General features: G+C 35.5%; 16 protein-coding genes. 12 read left to right on the top strand and 4 right to left on the bottom strand.

The genetic code is table 11. From position 1 onward, the window contains the following. Positions 1–62: 62 nt before the first annotated feature. The 4 genes from PQ463_RS04415 to PQ463_RS04400 all read right to left on the bottom strand — a co-directional run bounded on the left by PQ463_RS04415 (position 63) and on the right by PQ463_RS04400 (position 4732). The gene (locus PQ463_RS04415; RefSeq protein WP_274256490.1) at positions 63–929 is read right to left on the bottom strand and encodes an MbnP family protein; all 867 of its coding nucleotides are present in this window, start codon (positions 927–929) and stop codon (positions 63–65) included. 235 nt (positions 930–1164) lie between these two features. Continuing rightward, on the bottom strand, positions 1165–3144 hold the full coding sequence (locus tag PQ463_RS04410; RefSeq protein ID WP_274256489.1) for a TonB-dependent receptor plug domain-containing protein: 1980 nt from the start codon (positions 3142–3144) through the stop codon (positions 1165–1167). 4 nt (positions 3145–3148) lie between these two features. Then, positions 3149–4072 (bottom strand): hypothetical protein, encoded by a 924-nt coding sequence (locus PQ463_RS04405; RefSeq protein ID WP_274256488.1) that lies wholly within the window; start codon positions 4070–4072, stop codon positions 3149–3151. A gap of 249 nt (positions 4073–4321) precedes the next feature. Next, positions 4322–4732 carry a hypothetical protein gene (locus PQ463_RS04400; RefSeq protein ID WP_274256486.1) on the bottom strand — a complete coding sequence of 137 codons (411 nt, stop codon included), beginning with the start codon at positions 4730–4732 and terminating at the stop codon, positions 4322–4324. 440 nt (positions 4733–5172) lie between these two features. Between PQ463_RS04400 and PQ463_RS04395 the strand changes: the two genes are divergently transcribed. The 12 genes from PQ463_RS04395 to PQ463_RS04340 all read left to right on the top strand — a co-directional run bounded on the left by PQ463_RS04395 (position 5173) and on the right by PQ463_RS04340 (position 14859). Continuing rightward, the gene (locus PQ463_RS04395) at positions 5173–5988 is read left to right on the top strand and encodes an alpha/beta fold hydrolase (protein WP_111424722.1); all 816 of its coding nucleotides are present in this window, start codon (positions 5173–5175) and stop codon (positions 5986–5988) included. Positions 5989–6045: 57 nt separating this feature from the next. Beyond that, complete coding sequence (locus tag PQ463_RS04390) at positions 6046–6363, top strand: phosphoribosylpyrophosphate synthetase (protein ID WP_111375975.1); 318 nt, start codon at positions 6046–6048, stop codon at positions 6361–6363. A 105-nt stretch (positions 6364–6468) separates the two neighbouring features. After that, positions 6469–7101 (top strand): hydrolase, encoded by a 633-nt coding sequence (locus tag PQ463_RS04385; protein WP_274256484.1) that lies wholly within the window; start codon positions 6469–6471, stop codon positions 7099–7101. A 41-nt stretch (positions 7102–7142) separates the two neighbouring features. Next, positions 7143–8537 (top strand): alginate export family protein, encoded by a 1395-nt coding sequence (locus PQ463_RS04380; RefSeq protein WP_274256483.1) that lies wholly within the window; start codon positions 7143–7145, stop codon positions 8535–8537. A 183-nt stretch (positions 8538–8720) separates the two neighbouring features. Continuing rightward, positions 8721–9455 (top strand): M17 family peptidase N-terminal domain-containing protein, encoded by a 735-nt coding sequence (locus tag PQ463_RS04375; protein ID WP_274256482.1) that lies wholly within the window; start codon positions 8721–8723, stop codon positions 9453–9455. Between the two features lie 7 nt (positions 9456–9462). Then, positions 9463–11349 carry an amidohydrolase gene (locus PQ463_RS04370; RefSeq protein ID WP_274256481.1) on the top strand — a complete coding sequence of 629 codons (1887 nt, stop codon included), beginning with the start codon at positions 9463–9465 and terminating at the stop codon, positions 11347–11349. A 10-nt stretch (positions 11350–11359) separates the two neighbouring features. Beyond that, positions 11360–11794, top strand: a complete 435-nt coding sequence (locus tag PQ463_RS04365; protein ID WP_274256480.1) for a DoxX family protein — start codon at positions 11360–11362, stop codon at positions 11792–11794. Positions 11795–12127: 333 nt separating this feature from the next. Then, positions 12128–12601, top strand: a complete 474-nt coding sequence (locus PQ463_RS04360) for a Dps family protein (RefSeq protein WP_274256479.1) — start codon at positions 12128–12130, stop codon at positions 12599–12601. Positions 12602–12609: 8 nt separating this feature from the next. Further along, complete coding sequence (locus tag PQ463_RS04355) at positions 12610–13281, top strand: YoaK family protein (RefSeq protein ID WP_274256478.1); 672 nt, start codon at positions 12610–12612, stop codon at positions 13279–13281. 122 nt (positions 13282–13403) lie between these two features. Next, positions 13404–13694 (top strand): GNAT family N-acetyltransferase, encoded by a 291-nt coding sequence (locus PQ463_RS04350; RefSeq protein WP_274256477.1) that lies wholly within the window; start codon positions 13404–13406, stop codon positions 13692–13694. A 194-nt stretch (positions 13695–13888) separates the two neighbouring features. Next, the gene (locus PQ463_RS04345; RefSeq protein ID WP_274256476.1) at positions 13889–14509 is read left to right on the top strand and encodes an alpha/beta hydrolase; all 621 of its coding nucleotides are present in this window, start codon (positions 13889–13891) and stop codon (positions 14507–14509) included. Then, complete coding sequence (locus tag PQ463_RS04340; protein ID WP_274256475.1) at positions 14509–14859, top strand: cupin domain-containing protein; 351 nt, start codon at positions 14509–14511, stop codon at positions 14857–14859. Before PQ463_RS04345 ends, PQ463_RS04340 begins: the two co-directional genes overlap by 1 nt. Positions 14860–15053 lie beyond the last annotated feature (194 nt).

Below are 15053 nucleotides of genomic sequence, written 5' to 3'. Positions count from 1 at the left end.
GCTAAATTTATTCACCTCCATCTAAAGATGGAGGCAATTAATTTTGTACATCAAAGCTTAGTTTAGTTTTCTACGCTAGTTACAGAAAACATTCCTGAAATATCATTTGTTCCGTTTCCTCCCAGATTGTCCACAAATTTTACCATTTGTGCAGCAGTATGCACATTTGGAGTGGCATTATCACCCATTCCTGTTCCTGTTGATAATGTAATTGTATTGATTTTTCCACTCAATAGCTTATCAAAATCAGCTTTAATTTTGATTTTCGGAGCTTTATTTCCAACTACAGCATTTGTAGTAAGACTTAATGTAACATCTCTATAGGCATTTACACCTTGAGTATAAGCACCTTCTGTTCCAGCAATAGTACTTCCGGTATGAATAGACATTACTTTATTATCTGCATCATAAAATCCTTCTACTTTTGTAAAGCGGTATCCTGTTCCCCACTCCCACATCATTGCTGTATCATTAGCTCCAGCAGCTGCATAAAATTTAGGAAATCTTGTTTGGTCTAATGTATTTTGTTCTGTTTTGATTCCTAAACCAAATTTAATCTGCTTGTACGTCGCAGATGGCACATTACTCAAAACATAACTTAAAGAAGCTGTTTTTGCTTGGTCGATTACTGTCGCACCTTTATCCAAATCATTTACATTGTAAGGCACTTCGCTTCCATCATCTTTTATTAGACGAATGTTACTGATTACATATTTTACCTCAGAGAAATGGTGAATTTGTCCTACTGCAGAAGTGTTTGACGTTGCAGAAGCCGAAGTCGCATCTCCTAAAACAATTGTTTTGTCTTTAAATGTATTATTGAATTCCAATGTTAGATTGTTTGCTGCGGGACTATTATCATCATTTGAACATGATGCAAATGTTAGTGCTGCTGCCAATAATAAAAAGTATTTTTTTAAAGTTTCCATATTGTGATTTTAATTTATTGTGTTTTATTTTATTTTAAACTATTGAGTTAATTATTCTAGCACATAGAAACATAGTTAGCTTAACTTTAAAAAAGGCGTTTCACTAATTTAAATTCACATAGCAAACTATGTGTTAGAAACTAGTTTCTTTCAATTCTTCCTTTTCAGCATCAATCCCGATAGCAATCGGGACTATGTCTCTATGTGTTTAAATTTAATTTTGATGTTTTGCTAATTAGAAATTCAATTTTAAAGACGTGAAAATATTGCGTCCCATTCTTGGGATATTTCCCCAATCGGCATACGTGCTGTAATATTCGTTTAATACATTCTCTGCGCCAATCTGTATCGTGCTTCTCACTTTATTGATTGTAAAAGAATAATTGGCAGAAATATTCCAAATGGCATAAGCAGCCGTTAAATCTTCTCCATATTCTGGACTGTAATTAATCTGCTCAAAATCGCCATTTACAGAAGTCTGGATTCCGAAATTTTTATACATATAATGCAATGAAGTCACATAACTCAAGGGACGAATAAATGGCAGATTTCCTCCTTTATTATCCATTCCACGAGCATAAGTAAGCGTTCCTTTCCAGTGCAAGTGTTCCAAAATATCATAGCTCACATTGGCAGATATGTTTAAAAGTGTAGCATAATCTAGAGAAGTATATCCTTTTACACCAACCGACTGATAATTCATTGGGCTACCTAAACTCAAGATTTTACCAATTATATAATTATCAATGTAGAAGTAATTAATTTTCCCTTGAATGCTTAATCTTTCGTTTTTAAAACCTGCGCTTGCATTTCCTTCATACGAAATTTCATTTTTCAGATTCGGATCTCCGATGTAATCATAACGGTCAAAACTATTGTAAATGTAATATCCGTAACCTTCAGAAACAGAAGGCGCTCTATGACCGTAGCCTGTTCCTACAGAGAAATTAAACTGGTCAACATTTAACTGATAACTGGCATTTAAACTTGGCAGAAATCTCGTTTTTTCCTGAGGTGCGCCAGGGTGAAAAATCCAGTTGAATTCTATATATTTAGAATAATTGTAATTCACTCCTAAAGAACCTCCCAAATTCACGGTGCTTTTTTCCGAAAGTTCCCAAGAATTATTCATAGAAAGTCCAGCAAAACGAGTCGTCACCCAAGGCCAACTATACGCAAACATTGTTCTTTTGCTTCTGTCTTGCGGATACATGCGCATTTCTGCAATCGATAAATTATCGTAAGCATTCAACTGAATTTCAGACGAATAATTATTCTTTTTCAAATTGGCTTTAGAAACCAATCCGTAAGTCGTGCTCCAGCCCGGCATATCCATGTGAACTAAATTTTCTGGTCGCGTTGTATCATCCATATAATGCTCAATGGCATTAAAATATATTTTTGTATCTACTACTCTAACCAATCCTTCTTCAAACAATTGTTTATAAGAAGCCGAAGTAATCAGTGCGCGCGAAAGCCATAAATCCATTGGCAAAGCGGGATAACCTACATCTTTTGCCACATCAAAAATCGCGTCTAATCGTAATGATGATAAATCGCTTGTTTTATACGCCAATCCCAATGAAGTGTTGAATTTATTATATTGCGAATGCTTCACTTCATTGTTATTTCCGTCATAGTAATTATCGGCAGTTCGGTACGAAATGCTTCCGTCTGCCACAAACTTAGTTCCCGAATAAGAGATATTTCCTAAATTGAAAAACTGCTTATTATTAAACTCAAATCCTGTCTGATACGCTCCATTCCATTTCTTTTGAAGACCAAACGGCGTGCTTTTTCTTTTTAAATCGATACTTCCCGCGATGGTTGAACCATGCAGACTTCCCTCCTGTCCCGATTTAATATCAATTGCCGCAAGATTATTACTTTCTACATAAGACGTAATCGGATCCATTTTATCGGTACAAGCGCCAAAAACATGCATTCCGTCAATGGTAACTGTAGAACGTTCTGTGCTCATGTTGTTCAACAAAGGTTCCCACGCATAAGCTCCACGTTTTATAAAACTGATATTCTCCGATGATGACAAAAATTCATCAACAGAAACGGCCATTTTCATTTCTGTCTCAATTTTCTTTTTCGTCCTATTTTTTACTGTTACTTCTCCTAAGTTTTTGATGCTGTCGTGATGTGCATGCTGATTTTGAGCTGTTACTGACAATCCCAAAAAAAGCAGCATTATAATATATTTCATGTTATTAGAATAAAGTATCAATATATAGTTCGCTTTTCACGCCTTCTACTCCAGGCGTATGATCAGTTGGAACTACGGTTCCTTTTACGATTAATCCGTTCTGATTCATCATAATTAAATTCAAGGTCCAGTTTCCTGTCATTGTGTAATTAACTACACCGTGATATAAACCATCATTTTCCTGCACCAAATCCTTGTTATTTGGCGAAGAATGATTTCCCATAGAAGGTTCAGGCATTCTAGGATCTAACTTTAAAGTATAACCCACTACTTTTGAATACGAAAATTGAGTTGGATCTGGAAAAGTTCCAGCAGGCGTTGTTGGTTTGTTGTATTTGTAAACTCCAGCCACAAGCGGATTTTTTGAAACAGTAGGTTTTTGAGGCGAAACGAGCGCGATTACATATTGCTCTCCATCACTTCCTGCAAAAGCCGTCATATTAAGGTTCTTATTGGTTTGTTGCGCTACAGAAACATCTTTGTTAATCTCATATTTTTGATTATCAGCCGTAAAACTGATGTACAGTTTCCAGCTTGCCGTAGTAGAGCTTTCACCAGTAAAAACAGAATACCCACTGTAATATTTATTTGCAGAATCGTATGCCACATTATATTCATGCGGACATGAACTTTTGCTTCCGTCAGCGTTGCTCAGAATAGGCAGAAAAGTTACAGCAGATGAAGTCAGCTCCTGATTGTTTTGCGTATTGACAATTTTTAAGTGAAGCTCATTATACCCTTTATAAAATGTTCCGTTTAAAGCTTCTATACTAATCTTATAGATGCCGCTAGTAAACGAAGTTGCTTCTTTAAAAACATAATTTTCAGGAACTTCAGAACCAGTTTCTGCTTCGTAATCTGTTTTATCAATTGTACAGGAAGTAACCGCAAACAATAGTGCGATTATCCAAAAATTAAAAGATTTCATTTGATGATGTGATAAAAAAAAGTTTAAACTGTAGCATTTTGATATAATTTTTCGAATACCAGAAAAGAGTCAAAATGCTGTGAATACCCCAAAAGAATGGCACCGTAACTGAAAATAGAAGAGTTTTCTTTTTCAATTACAAAAGAAGATCAAAATCAGTTTCAAAAAAGAAAAACAGATTATACAGAGCCAATCCAAGAGTTAGAATTTGGAGTTTAAAATATTTGGAATTTAAAACTAAAGTGACCTCTACGCTGTATAGAGCGGAGGATGAAAAGTAAGATTAGAAGCCGCGATTGGTTTCTTTACAGATAAAATAGAAGTATTCTCTTTTGATTCGATAACTGGAATCGCGCTAAAATTGATTTCAGCAGTATTTTGAACATACACAAGCTCTAGCTTATCTTTTAGACTGTCTTGCATTTTTCGTTCGTTATCAGAATATTTTTTAATGCTTTTTTGAAGTTCGCAACGACCATTACAGCTATTAAAAGCTTGTTTACGCTGAACGCAAATGGTTTTGGCTATTTCTTTCTGATTGATTTTAAAAGAAGCATAAACGAACAAGCTGCCAAAAGATGGCGACAAAATTAAAATAGAAAGCGCTATGATGATTACCCTTTTCAATTGCTTGTTCAATAGTTGCTGGCAAAAATACATACTATTTTGTATTTATTTTAAAGGATTTATCATTTTTTATCTATAAAAACTATTCAATCCAGTTTGCGGAAAAACGAACTCTTCACGAATTAACGAAATATCGCAAATAAAAAACGCTCTATTTTTAATAAAGCCTTTAAAATAAAGGCATTGCAAATAAGGCACGCTAATTGGCTAAAGTCTGGCATTATTAACAAATATAAAAAGACGAAATATGACAACTAATAAAAATCCTCCAGTATACAAGCCTCAGCGTATGTTAGACATTAAAAAAATCACTTCTTAATCTAGATTAACCAATTCAGATTTCACTCTGCAATACATTTGCAGTGTAATCATAACAAAACAAAACGCAATACCACTTATAAGTTTAAATTTTAAACCTATAAATCATTTTAAATTAAAAATATAAACAAATATTAATCATAAAATCGAAAACCATGAGCACATTTACAGTAAAAGACGGAGCAGAAATTTATTACAAAGATTGGGGAAAAGGACAGCCAATTGTTTTTCATCACGGATGGCCTTTATCAAGCGATGATTGGGACGCACAGATGATGTTTTTTCTTCAAAAAGGATATAGAGTTATTGCCCACGATCGCCGCGGACACGGGCGTTCAAGCCAAACTTCTGAAGGAAATAACATGGAAACTTACGCATCTGATATCGCTCAATTAGTTGAGGCTCTTGATTTAAAAGATGCTATTCACGTTGGTCACTCAACAGGAGGCGGTGAAGTAATTCGTTATGCAGCAAAATACGGAAAAGGACGTATCTCAAAAGCAGTAATCATCAGCGCTGTACCGCCAATTATGGTGCAAAGCGAATCGAATCCTGAAGGTGTGCCTTTGTCTGTTTTTGACGAAATTAGAAAAGGGACAGCTTTTACTAGATCACAATATTTTTATGATTTTCCAATTCCTTTTTATGGATGGAACCGTGAAGGCCAAACAGTTCAAGAAGGAATTAAGCAAAATTGGTGGCGTCAAGGAATGATGGGTTCTGTTTTGGCTCATTATGAAGGAATTAAAGCTTTCTCTGAAACCGATTTTAGAGAAGATCTTAAAAGTTTGGATATTCCAGTTTTGGTTTTGCACGGAGAAGATGACCAGATAGTTCCTTATCACCAAGCACCAAAATCGGCTGCATTGCTGAAAAACGGAAAATTGATCTCGTACCCAGGATTTCCTCATGGAATGCCAACTACAGAAGCAGAAACAATCAACAATGATATTCTAGCTTTTATAAAATAACTCTTAAAATATAGCTGTCTGCAAAACCTTTTGCAGACAGTTTAAACTTCCTAAACCATGAGTTCACTACAACAACCCTATTTTGAAACCGTTACAGAAGCTTTGCAATGGCTGAATGGACAAGGTTTTACAGAAAACTTTAATCTCGATTCAGATTGTATACGATACAATAACAATACGCTTAGTATGTCTCCTGAAGATTTCAAAATTGAGTATTTATTTCGTTTTGAAGGCGATACTGATCCTGGCGATGAAGACATTGTGTACGGCATAATCTCTGACATTTACAATGTAAAAGGTGTTCTAACTAGCGCCTTTGGAATTTATGCAGACTCTGTTTCTGCCGAAATGATTAAAAAGCTTTCTACACACTAATATAAAAATAACAGCATATCGCAAGAATAACGATATATCGCTAGTTCTCTCGGAACCTAAAAATAATCTTTTAACTAATTATAAATCTAAAAAATAATAAACATCATGAAACCATCCTCTAACTTATTAACTCCAGACAATCACGCTTTAGTCTTAATCGATTTTGAAGGGCAAATGGCTTTTGCTACAGTCAATCTTCCTGTACACGAATTACGTACCAATGTGGCAATCGTTTCTGGAGCATCAAAAATCTTCAATGTAGCAACAGTGGTAACTACAGTTGCAGAAGAAAGTTTTTCAGGTCCTGTTTTCCCTGAAGTTGAAGAATTTTATCCAATTGCTACTTCTGGATATATTGACAGAACCACTATGAATACTTGGGAAGATGAAAACGCTTACAAAGCTATTGTAGCGAAAAACAAAAAGAAACTCGTTCTAGCTGGTTTATGGACAAGCGTTTGTATTGTTGGGCCTGCAATGTCGGCTATTGAAGAAGGTTACGAAGTTTACATTATTACAGATGCTTGCGGCGATGTAAGCAAAGAAGCTCACGAACGTGCTGTACAGAGAATGGTGCAAGCCGGTGCAATTCCTATTACTTCTATCCAGTATTTGTTAGAACTTCAAAGAGACTGGGCGCGCGAAGCTACTTATGGACCTGTAACTTCTCTAATGAAAAAATATGGCGGTTCTTACGGTTTAGGCATTCAGTACGCACACAAGATGCTAAAACACTAATCAAGAAACCCAAATTTAGTATCAATCTCTTACGCTTCATTATGTTGGAATCAGCAAAATCCATATTATCCAAAATCCTTTTCATATGTATTGCTTCTTTTCTTTTAATAGGAAACACGGCATCGGCTCAAAACTTCAAGCTACTCCGTTACGATGAAAATTATGAATTTTTAAAAGATTCAAATCGAAACTTTTATGAACGATTAAAATTCATTCCATTAAATCAAAAGAAAGACATTTATATGTCAATTGGTGGTGAAGCTCGATATGAATATGTTGATTTCAACAATGAAGACTGGGGAAGATTTAATGTCGGACATAACAATTTCCTACTCCAGCGCTACGATCTTCATGCCGATATTCATTTAGGAAAAACCTTTAGAATATTTGCCCAATTAAGAAGTGCCTTAGAAGACGGTCGTACAAACGGAGCGCGCGGAATCGACGAAGATCAGCTGAATGTTCAGAATTTATTTTTGGATGTGAATGTCTGGCAGCAAAAAGATAAAAAAATAACGATCCGTGCCGGAAGACAAGAATTAGATTATGGCTCTGGAAGATTGATTTCTGTGCGAGAAGGTCCAAATGCAAGGCTTTATTTTACAGGAGGAAAACTAATGTATACTTCGTCAAGAGTATCTGTTGATGCTTTTGCGATGATGGCAGATACTGTTTATACAGGCGTTTTTGATAACAAAATGTCTAAACAGCTCAACCTTTGGGGAGCTTATTCTAAAATAATATTTCCGAAAGCAGGAAATCTCGATCTGTATTATCTCGGGTTCAGAAGAGATGCTTCTGTTTTTGAAGAAGGAATTGCTCCCGAAAGACGCCATACAATAGGTTCTAGATTATGGAAATACGGCGGCGGTTTTATTTACAATCTAGAAGCAGCGTATCAGTTTGGAACATTCGGATCGGGAGATATCAACGCTTGGACAGGATCTATCGATATTGGATACATGTTTGAAAATGTAAAATTCAAACCAACCATAAACCTTCGAAATGATTATATCTCAGGAGATAAAAATCAAGGTAACGGAAATCTCCAAACTTTTAATCCGCTATATCCAAAAGGAGGTTATTTTGGTTTTAGTCCGCAGGTTGGGCCAGTAAACCTTATCGATATTCATCCGTATGCCACATTTGATTTACTTTCAAATTTAAAGATGCAGGTCGATGTAGTTTTAAATTGGAGATATTCAACACAAGATGGAGTTTACAGACCAAGCGGTATTTTAAACCTTCGCGGAAGCGATTCTGATGAGAAATATATTGGAACGGCTTATCTCGCCAATTTTACATACGGTATCAACAAATATATTTCGGTTGTCAGCGGTATTCAGTACTTCAAAACAGGAGCTTTTATCAATGATGTCATTCCGAATTCTAAAGACGGCGTTTTCTTTAATGCCAGATTAACATTTAAGTTTTAATTAAAAAATAATTTTTAACACATAGAAACATAGTTTTTGGGAGCGTATAAAAGGCGTTTCACTTACATTAATACACATAGAGCTATGTGTTAGAAACTAGTTTCTTTCCCTACTCTTTTTTCAAAGTAAAGAAATCCTATGTTTCTATGTGTTTAAAAACTTTAAACCTAAACTCCACAAATAATGAAAACAAACACTTCAAAATATAGCTTTAGATATTCTTATCTGATGCTTCTAATTATAACATTTGCAGGCTCACTTAGTAACAATGCATTTGCACAAACCGCTTCAATTGGTTCTACAGTAACTTGGGGGAAAGTAGACGGAATTGCAGTTAACGGATTGGTTCAAGGGCCATCTGCAGCAGAAGCTGATTTACAAGTTGCCTGCGTTTTTGAATATACAGAAGGTGATATTTTTAACCCTCCTGCTCTTCCTGCAAACCTAAACGGAATGGTGCATTTAGACGATGCTTTAAAAGGCATTATTACAGAATTAAGAAAAAGCGGCAAATTTACAGGACATTCTCTAGAAACTTTATTGATTACGCCTCCAAAAGGCACTTTGGCATCCAAACAATTATTATTAATCGGATTAGGAGATCGTAATAAATTCACGCCCGATGTAATGATTAGTGTTGGAAGTACTGCGATGCGCGAAGCCTTACGTTTAGGCGTTTCAAATTATTCTTTTGCAAGCGATATTAAAGATGCAGGAATTGATTCTCCAACTGCTTTAGTAGCCGAAAATGTAGTTTTAGGTTCATTTGAAGCCTATAGAACTCAATCTTATTTAAAAGAAAAAAAGTTAACGGATTATAAGCCTTTAACAAAAATTATTCTTCTTGCAGGCCCTGCATATTATACTGTTGCAGGAGAAGGAATTAAAGAAGCAATTGCAAAATTAAACTCTAAATAATCGAATTATGAAAGCAGATTTAATTTTATTCAAGGGAAAAATTCATAGTTTCAATCCAGAAACTCCAGATGTAACAGCAGTTGCTATTAAGGACGGAAAATTTATTGCCGTTGGAAATGACAGCGACATTATGAGTTTTGCATCTGAAGAAACCAAAATAATTGATCTTCAGAATAAAAGAGTCGTTCCTGGAATCAACGATTCGCACATTCACCTTATTCGAGGCGGATTAAATTATAATCTTGAACTACGTTGGGATGGCGTTCCTTCTTTGGCAGATGCGCTTCGAATGCTGAAAGAGCAAGTAGATCGCACGCCAAATCCGCAATGGGTTCGTGTTGTTGGCGGTTGGTCTGAATTTCAATTTGCTGAACGCAGAATGCCAACCTTAGAAGAAATCAATGCTATTGCGCCAGATACTCCTGTTTTTATTCTGCATCTATACGACAGAGCCATTATGAACAGAGCGGCGTTGAGAGCGGTTGGATACAACAAAAATACTCCTGCCCCTCCAGGCGGACAAATAGAACGCGATTCAAACGGAGAACCAACAGGACTTATTATTGCAACGCCAAATGCAATGATTTTGTATTCGACTTTGGCTAAAGGCCCTACTCTTTCGTATGAACATCAGATTAATTCAACTCGTCATTTCATGAAAGAGCTGAATCGTTTCGGAATCACAAGTGTCATTGATGCTGGTGGCGGATTTCAGAATTTTCCAGACGATTATAAAGTGGTTAATGAATTGAACGAAAAGAAACAATTGACGGTTAGAATAGCCTACAATCTTTTCACACAAAAACCAAAACACGAATTTGAAGATTTCTCCGATTGGATTGATACTGTAAAATTATATCAAGGAAACGATATGTACCGCCACAACGGTGCTGGCGAAATGTTAGTTTTCTCTGCAGCCGATTTTGAAGATTTTCTACAGCCAAGACCAGATCTTCCAGAAAACATGGAAGCAGATTTAGAAAAAGTGGTTCGCCTTTTAGTAGAAAACCGTTGGCCATTTAGACTGCACGCAACTTACAATGAAAGTATTACCAGATTTCTGAATGTTTTCGAAAAAATCAATCAAGACATTCCTTTCAACGGACTTCCTTGGATATTTGACCACGCAGAAACTATTGATGAAAGAAACATCGAACGTGTAAAAGCTTTAGGAGGTGGAATCGCTATACAAAGCAGAATGGCTTATCAAGGTGAATATTTTACTGATCGTTACGGTGCAAAAGCAGCAGAAAACACACCGCCAATTAAGAAAATGCTCGAAATGGAAGTTCCTGTTGGCGCGGGTTCAGACGCTACACGTGTAAGCAGTTATAATCCATGGGTTTCTATGTATTGGATGACCGTTGGAAAAACTGTTGGCGGATTACAATTATACAATGAAACCAGATTGAACAGGCAAACTGCTTTAGAATTATATACCAGAGGAAGCGCATGGTTTTCGCAAGAACAAACTAAAAAAGGAGATATCAAAGTAGGAATGTTTGCCGATTTGGTGGTTCTCGACCGCGATTATTTTACAATTGAGGACGAAGACATCAAAAAAATCGAAGCTGACTTAACCATCGTAGACGGAAAAATTGTGTATGCCAATGGAGATTTTTCTTCTTTCTCCCCGCCTCATATTCCGATTCTGCCAGATTGGTCGCCAACGAATATTTATAACGGATATCCTATGAGAAGCGGTCTGCAAAGTGCTATTGAAAAAAATGCGAAAGCAGATGCAAAACCAAAATTAACATCGCAAATTCATAGTTGTTCAGGAAGTTGCGACGTTCATTTACACAATCACGATGCTGCACGATTAAGCAATGTTCCAGTTAACAATTATAATGCATTCTGGGGCGCTTTGGGCTGTTCTTGTTTTGCATTTTAAATCTCGAAAAATGATCGATATTATAAAACAAATCCTTTATTCCGATTTAGGAACATCATTCAACAATGCAGCGCTTTTAGTTTTTAGAGTTCTGCTAGCCATTGAATTATTCAGAGTACACGGAATGAAGAAATTCAGAGTCGAAGACGGACAAAAAGAACATGTCCCGAATCCGCTGCATTTACCTGAAAAACTAAATGGTTTAGTTGCGACGTTTTCAGATACTGTAATTCCATTTTTCATTATTCTGGGACTTGGAACAAGGCTCGCTGTCTTGCCTACAATTGGTGTAACGGCAATTGGCTATTTTGTGGTTCACAAAAACGATTCGCTCGAAGTGCGCGATGTGCCATACATGTACACTTTATCCTTATTACTGCTTCTTGCCCTTGGCGCAGGAACGTATTCACTTGATTATTATTTAATAACGTTTCTAAACAATTGATTTAAACACATAGAAACATAGTTTTTTGGAGCGGGTAAAAGGCGTTTCACTTGCATTAATACACATAGCTTTGTCAACTTTGTCAAAGTTCAAAACTTTGACAAAGTTCTCACAAAGAACTATGTGTGAGAAACTAGTTTCTTTCATTATTCTTTTTCAAAATCAAGAAAAATCTATGTTTCTATGTGTTTATTCATTTAGATTCCACCATAACTCAAAACTCATAACTCAAAACTCAAAACTCATAACTCATAACTCATAATTCATAACTCATAATTCATAATTCATAATTCATAACTCATAATTCATAACTTAATAAAACCCAATTCAAAAATGAAAGCAAACATCGGAATCAAACAAGAGAACATCTCAAAAATCGTAGAAATTTTGACTAAAGTTCTTGCAGACGAATTTATACTTTACACCAAAACAAAAAGAGCACACTGGAACGTTGAAGGTCCTGATTTTTATAACAAACATATTTTCTTCGAACAGCAATATGATGCCATTGACGAAATTGTAGATACTGTTGCAGAAAGAATCCGTTCTCTAGGTCATTATACTCCTGCAACTTTAAAAGATTTCTTAGCTTTAACACATCTTACTGAAGAATTACAGGAGAAAAATAACAGTAATGGTTTTATTAAAGAATTACTTCTAGATCACGAAAGCATTATTATTTATCTTCGAGAAAACATCAATCTAATTGCTAACGATCTTCAAGATGCAGGAACAAGCGATTTTATTACAGGCCTTGTAGAAAATCATGAAAAAATGGCGTGGATGCTTCGCGCTCATTTAAACTAAATCATATTATGGAAATAAAACAAAACAATATTTGGTACGTAACCCTGCTTCTGACAATCATAGCAGGGTATTGCGATACCGTAACCTTTGTCGCTGCCGATTCGATCTTTTCGGCTCATGTTACGGGCAACTTTATCGTATTTGCTTACCAGATTATCAAAGGCTCAGACCTACATGCGTGGATAAAACTGCTTACTTTTCCCATTTTTATTATTGCAGTCATTACGGGAGGAAGAATCGCATTAAAAGCCACTAATCGCTACACTATTTTATTTTGGGAAGGCATAATACTGGTTTTAAGCGGCATTGCTTCTTATGTTTTCGGTTATCTTCAGAATTTCGAAGAATGGACGATGTACACTGTTGCCATGACGACTGTATTTGCAATGGGACTTCAGAATGCTTTTGGAAAGCTTTACGCTAAAGAAACGCACGGCCCGACAACTATGATGACAGGAAATGTAACTCAGGCTTCTCTCGATTTAGGAAATCTTCTAAAAAACGGATTTAAAGACGCTGAAGTTTTATTAAGTTTTAAAAAGCAATTAGTTACTCTAATCGGATTTCTTGTCGGATGTTTTCTTGGAGCTGTTGCAGGAAAGTTTTTCGGATTAGGGACTTTAATTCTTCCAGGAACTGCTATGATCATTTGCTATTTATACCATCGAGATAGCCAGTAAACAAGCTTTTTTGAATTGCAGTTTACTAAATAATATAGTATCTTTAAAGAATGGTTTTATCTCTTTTTCCTAAAAAAGAAATTGCTGATATTAGGTATAAAACAAAAATACAACCCAATAAAATGGAAACAATAAAATTAGAATTAGACGAAAAAAAACACGGTGCTTTTAATCTCTATGTCGATGATAAAAAACTGGGCGAAATGACAGTAAGCATCAAACCTGATCTATTGACAGTTTATCACACTGGAGTTGAGCCGGAAGGAGAAGGAAAAGGTTATGCAAAGAAGCTTTTAGAAGAAATGGTGTCGTACGTTCGTGCCAACAATTTAAAAGTTTTACCCCTTTGTCCTTATGTACACGCGCAATTCAAAAGGCATCCAGATGAATATGAAGATATTTGGGAGAAATAGTAAAGTCTATAAATATTAAACATATAGAAACATAGTTTTCTTTCCTTAAAAAAAGAGATTAGAAAGAAACTAGTTTCTCACACATAGCTCTATGTTTTTTTTAAACAAAGTGAAACGCCTTCTATACATTCATAAAAGCTATGTTTCTATGTGTTTAAAATAAAAAACTGCAGATTAAAAAAATTAAAATCCTTATGAATACAGACATATTAACAGACGGAGTTCCTTTAAATGAAGCTAAAAAAGCTCTTATTATGATTCACGGACGCGGTGCGAGTGCTCATGATATTCTTTCTATTGCCAAACATCTTAAAGTTGAAGATTTTGCATTGGTTGCTCCTCAGGCAGAAAATAGAACTTGGTATCCATATTCGTTTCTGGCTCCGTTAAACGAAAACGAACCTTCATTTTCAAAATCTTTAGATGCAATTCATCAGGTTGTTGTCGCTATTCAACAAAACGGAATTGAGAAAGAAAATATCTATTTCTTAGGCTTTTCTCAAGGAGCTTGTCTTGCTTTGGAATTTACGACCCGAAATGCAGCAAAATATGGCGGAATCGTAGCTTTTACAGGCGGACTTATTGGTGATAAGGTGTATGAAAATCACTATTCTGGAAACTTTGAAAATACGCCTGTTTTTATTGGAACAAGCGATCCTGATTTTCATGTTCCTGTAGAAAGAGTAAATGATACCGAAGCGCTTATGGAAAAAATGGGTGCAGACGTAACTAAAAAAATCTATCCAAACATGGGACATACCATCAGTCAAGATGAAGTAGATTGCGCAAATGCATTGATTTTCAATAAAAAATAATGATCACTATAACTCGTGTTTACAGCGATGCTAACGGAGAAAGCCATTTTGAAGACTTTGAAGTTCCGTTGAAAAACAATGGCGATATTGGATTTTTATCTGAAGATGAACCTGTCAAATCTATTGTTTTTAGAGAAGTAAGTCCGTCTTACGATTACGATTTTCATAATGCGCCAGACCGCCAGTACATTGTTTTGCTGGAAGGAGGCGTAGAAATCGAAACTTCGCTGGGAGAAAAAAGAACATTTCCAACTGGTTCAATTTTATTGGTAGAAGACACTACAGGAAAAGGTCACAAAACTAAAAACATCGAGCCAAAACTTCGAAAATCAATATTTATAAAATTGTAGATCATATTCTGTTGGTTCAAATTCTCTAAATATACATCCTCCATTATCAAAATCACGATATATCGTGTAATATCAAATTGGCTTTTCCTTAAAAACCTTGAAAACAAAGCACTTAATCAAATGGAATGAGATTTGGTTATTCTTTGAAAATTTCAAAAACGCACCGTATTTCATTTCTTAATCTAGGTTAATCG

The organism is Flavobacterium sp. KACC 22763 (assembly GCF_028736155.1).
Taxonomy (GTDB): domain Bacteria; phylum Bacteroidota; class Bacteroidia; order Flavobacteriales; family Flavobacteriaceae; genus Flavobacterium.
This window is presented reverse-complemented; position numbering and strand designations above follow the sequence as displayed.

What these genes read in the sequence shown, in the direction of transcription:
- PQ463_RS04415 (WP_274256490.1), bottom strand. Translation starts at nt 929, where the DNA reads ATGGAAACTTTAAAAAAATACTTTTTATTATTGGCAGCAGCACTAACA.
- PQ463_RS04410 (WP_274256489.1), bottom strand. Translation starts at nt 3,144, where the DNA reads ATGAAATATATTATAATGCTGCTTTTTTTGGGATTGTCAGTAACAGCT.
- PQ463_RS04405 (WP_274256488.1), bottom strand. Translation starts at nt 4,072, where the DNA reads ATGAAATCTTTTAATTTTTGGATAATCGCACTATTGTTTGCGGTTACT.
- PQ463_RS04400 (WP_274256486.1), bottom strand. Translation starts at nt 4,732, where the DNA reads ATGTATTTTTGCCAGCAACTATTGAACAAGCAATTGAAAAGGGTAATC.
- PQ463_RS04395 (WP_111424722.1), top strand. Translation starts at nt 5,173, where the DNA reads ATGAGCACATTTACAGTAAAAGACGGAGCAGAAATTTATTACAAAGAT.
- PQ463_RS04390 (WP_111375975.1), top strand. Translation starts at nt 6,046, where the DNA reads ATGAGTTCACTACAACAACCCTATTTTGAAACCGTTACAGAAGCTTTG.
- PQ463_RS04385 (WP_274256484.1), top strand. Translation starts at nt 6,469, where the DNA reads ATGAAACCATCCTCTAACTTATTAACTCCAGACAATCACGCTTTAGTC.
- PQ463_RS04380 (WP_274256483.1), top strand. Translation starts at nt 7,143, where the DNA reads ATGTTGGAATCAGCAAAATCCATATTATCCAAAATCCTTTTCATATGT.
- PQ463_RS04375 (WP_274256482.1), top strand. Translation starts at nt 8,721, where the DNA reads ATGAAAACAAACACTTCAAAATATAGCTTTAGATATTCTTATCTGATG.
- PQ463_RS04370 (WP_274256481.1), top strand. Translation starts at nt 9,463, where the DNA reads ATGAAAGCAGATTTAATTTTATTCAAGGGAAAAATTCATAGTTTCAAT.
- PQ463_RS04365 (WP_274256480.1), top strand. Translation starts at nt 11,360, where the DNA reads ATGATCGATATTATAAAACAAATCCTTTATTCCGATTTAGGAACATCA.
- PQ463_RS04360 (WP_274256479.1), top strand. Translation starts at nt 12,128, where the DNA reads ATGAAAGCAAACATCGGAATCAAACAAGAGAACATCTCAAAAATCGTA.
- PQ463_RS04355 (WP_274256478.1), top strand. Translation starts at nt 12,610, where the DNA reads ATGGAAATAAAACAAAACAATATTTGGTACGTAACCCTGCTTCTGACA.
- PQ463_RS04350 (WP_274256477.1), top strand. Translation starts at nt 13,404, where the DNA reads ATGGAAACAATAAAATTAGAATTAGACGAAAAAAAACACGGTGCTTTT.
- PQ463_RS04345 (WP_274256476.1), top strand. Translation starts at nt 13,889, where the DNA reads ATGAATACAGACATATTAACAGACGGAGTTCCTTTAAATGAAGCTAAA.
- PQ463_RS04340 (WP_274256475.1), top strand. Translation starts at nt 14,509, where the DNA reads ATGATCACTATAACTCGTGTTTACAGCGATGCTAACGGAGAAAGCCAT.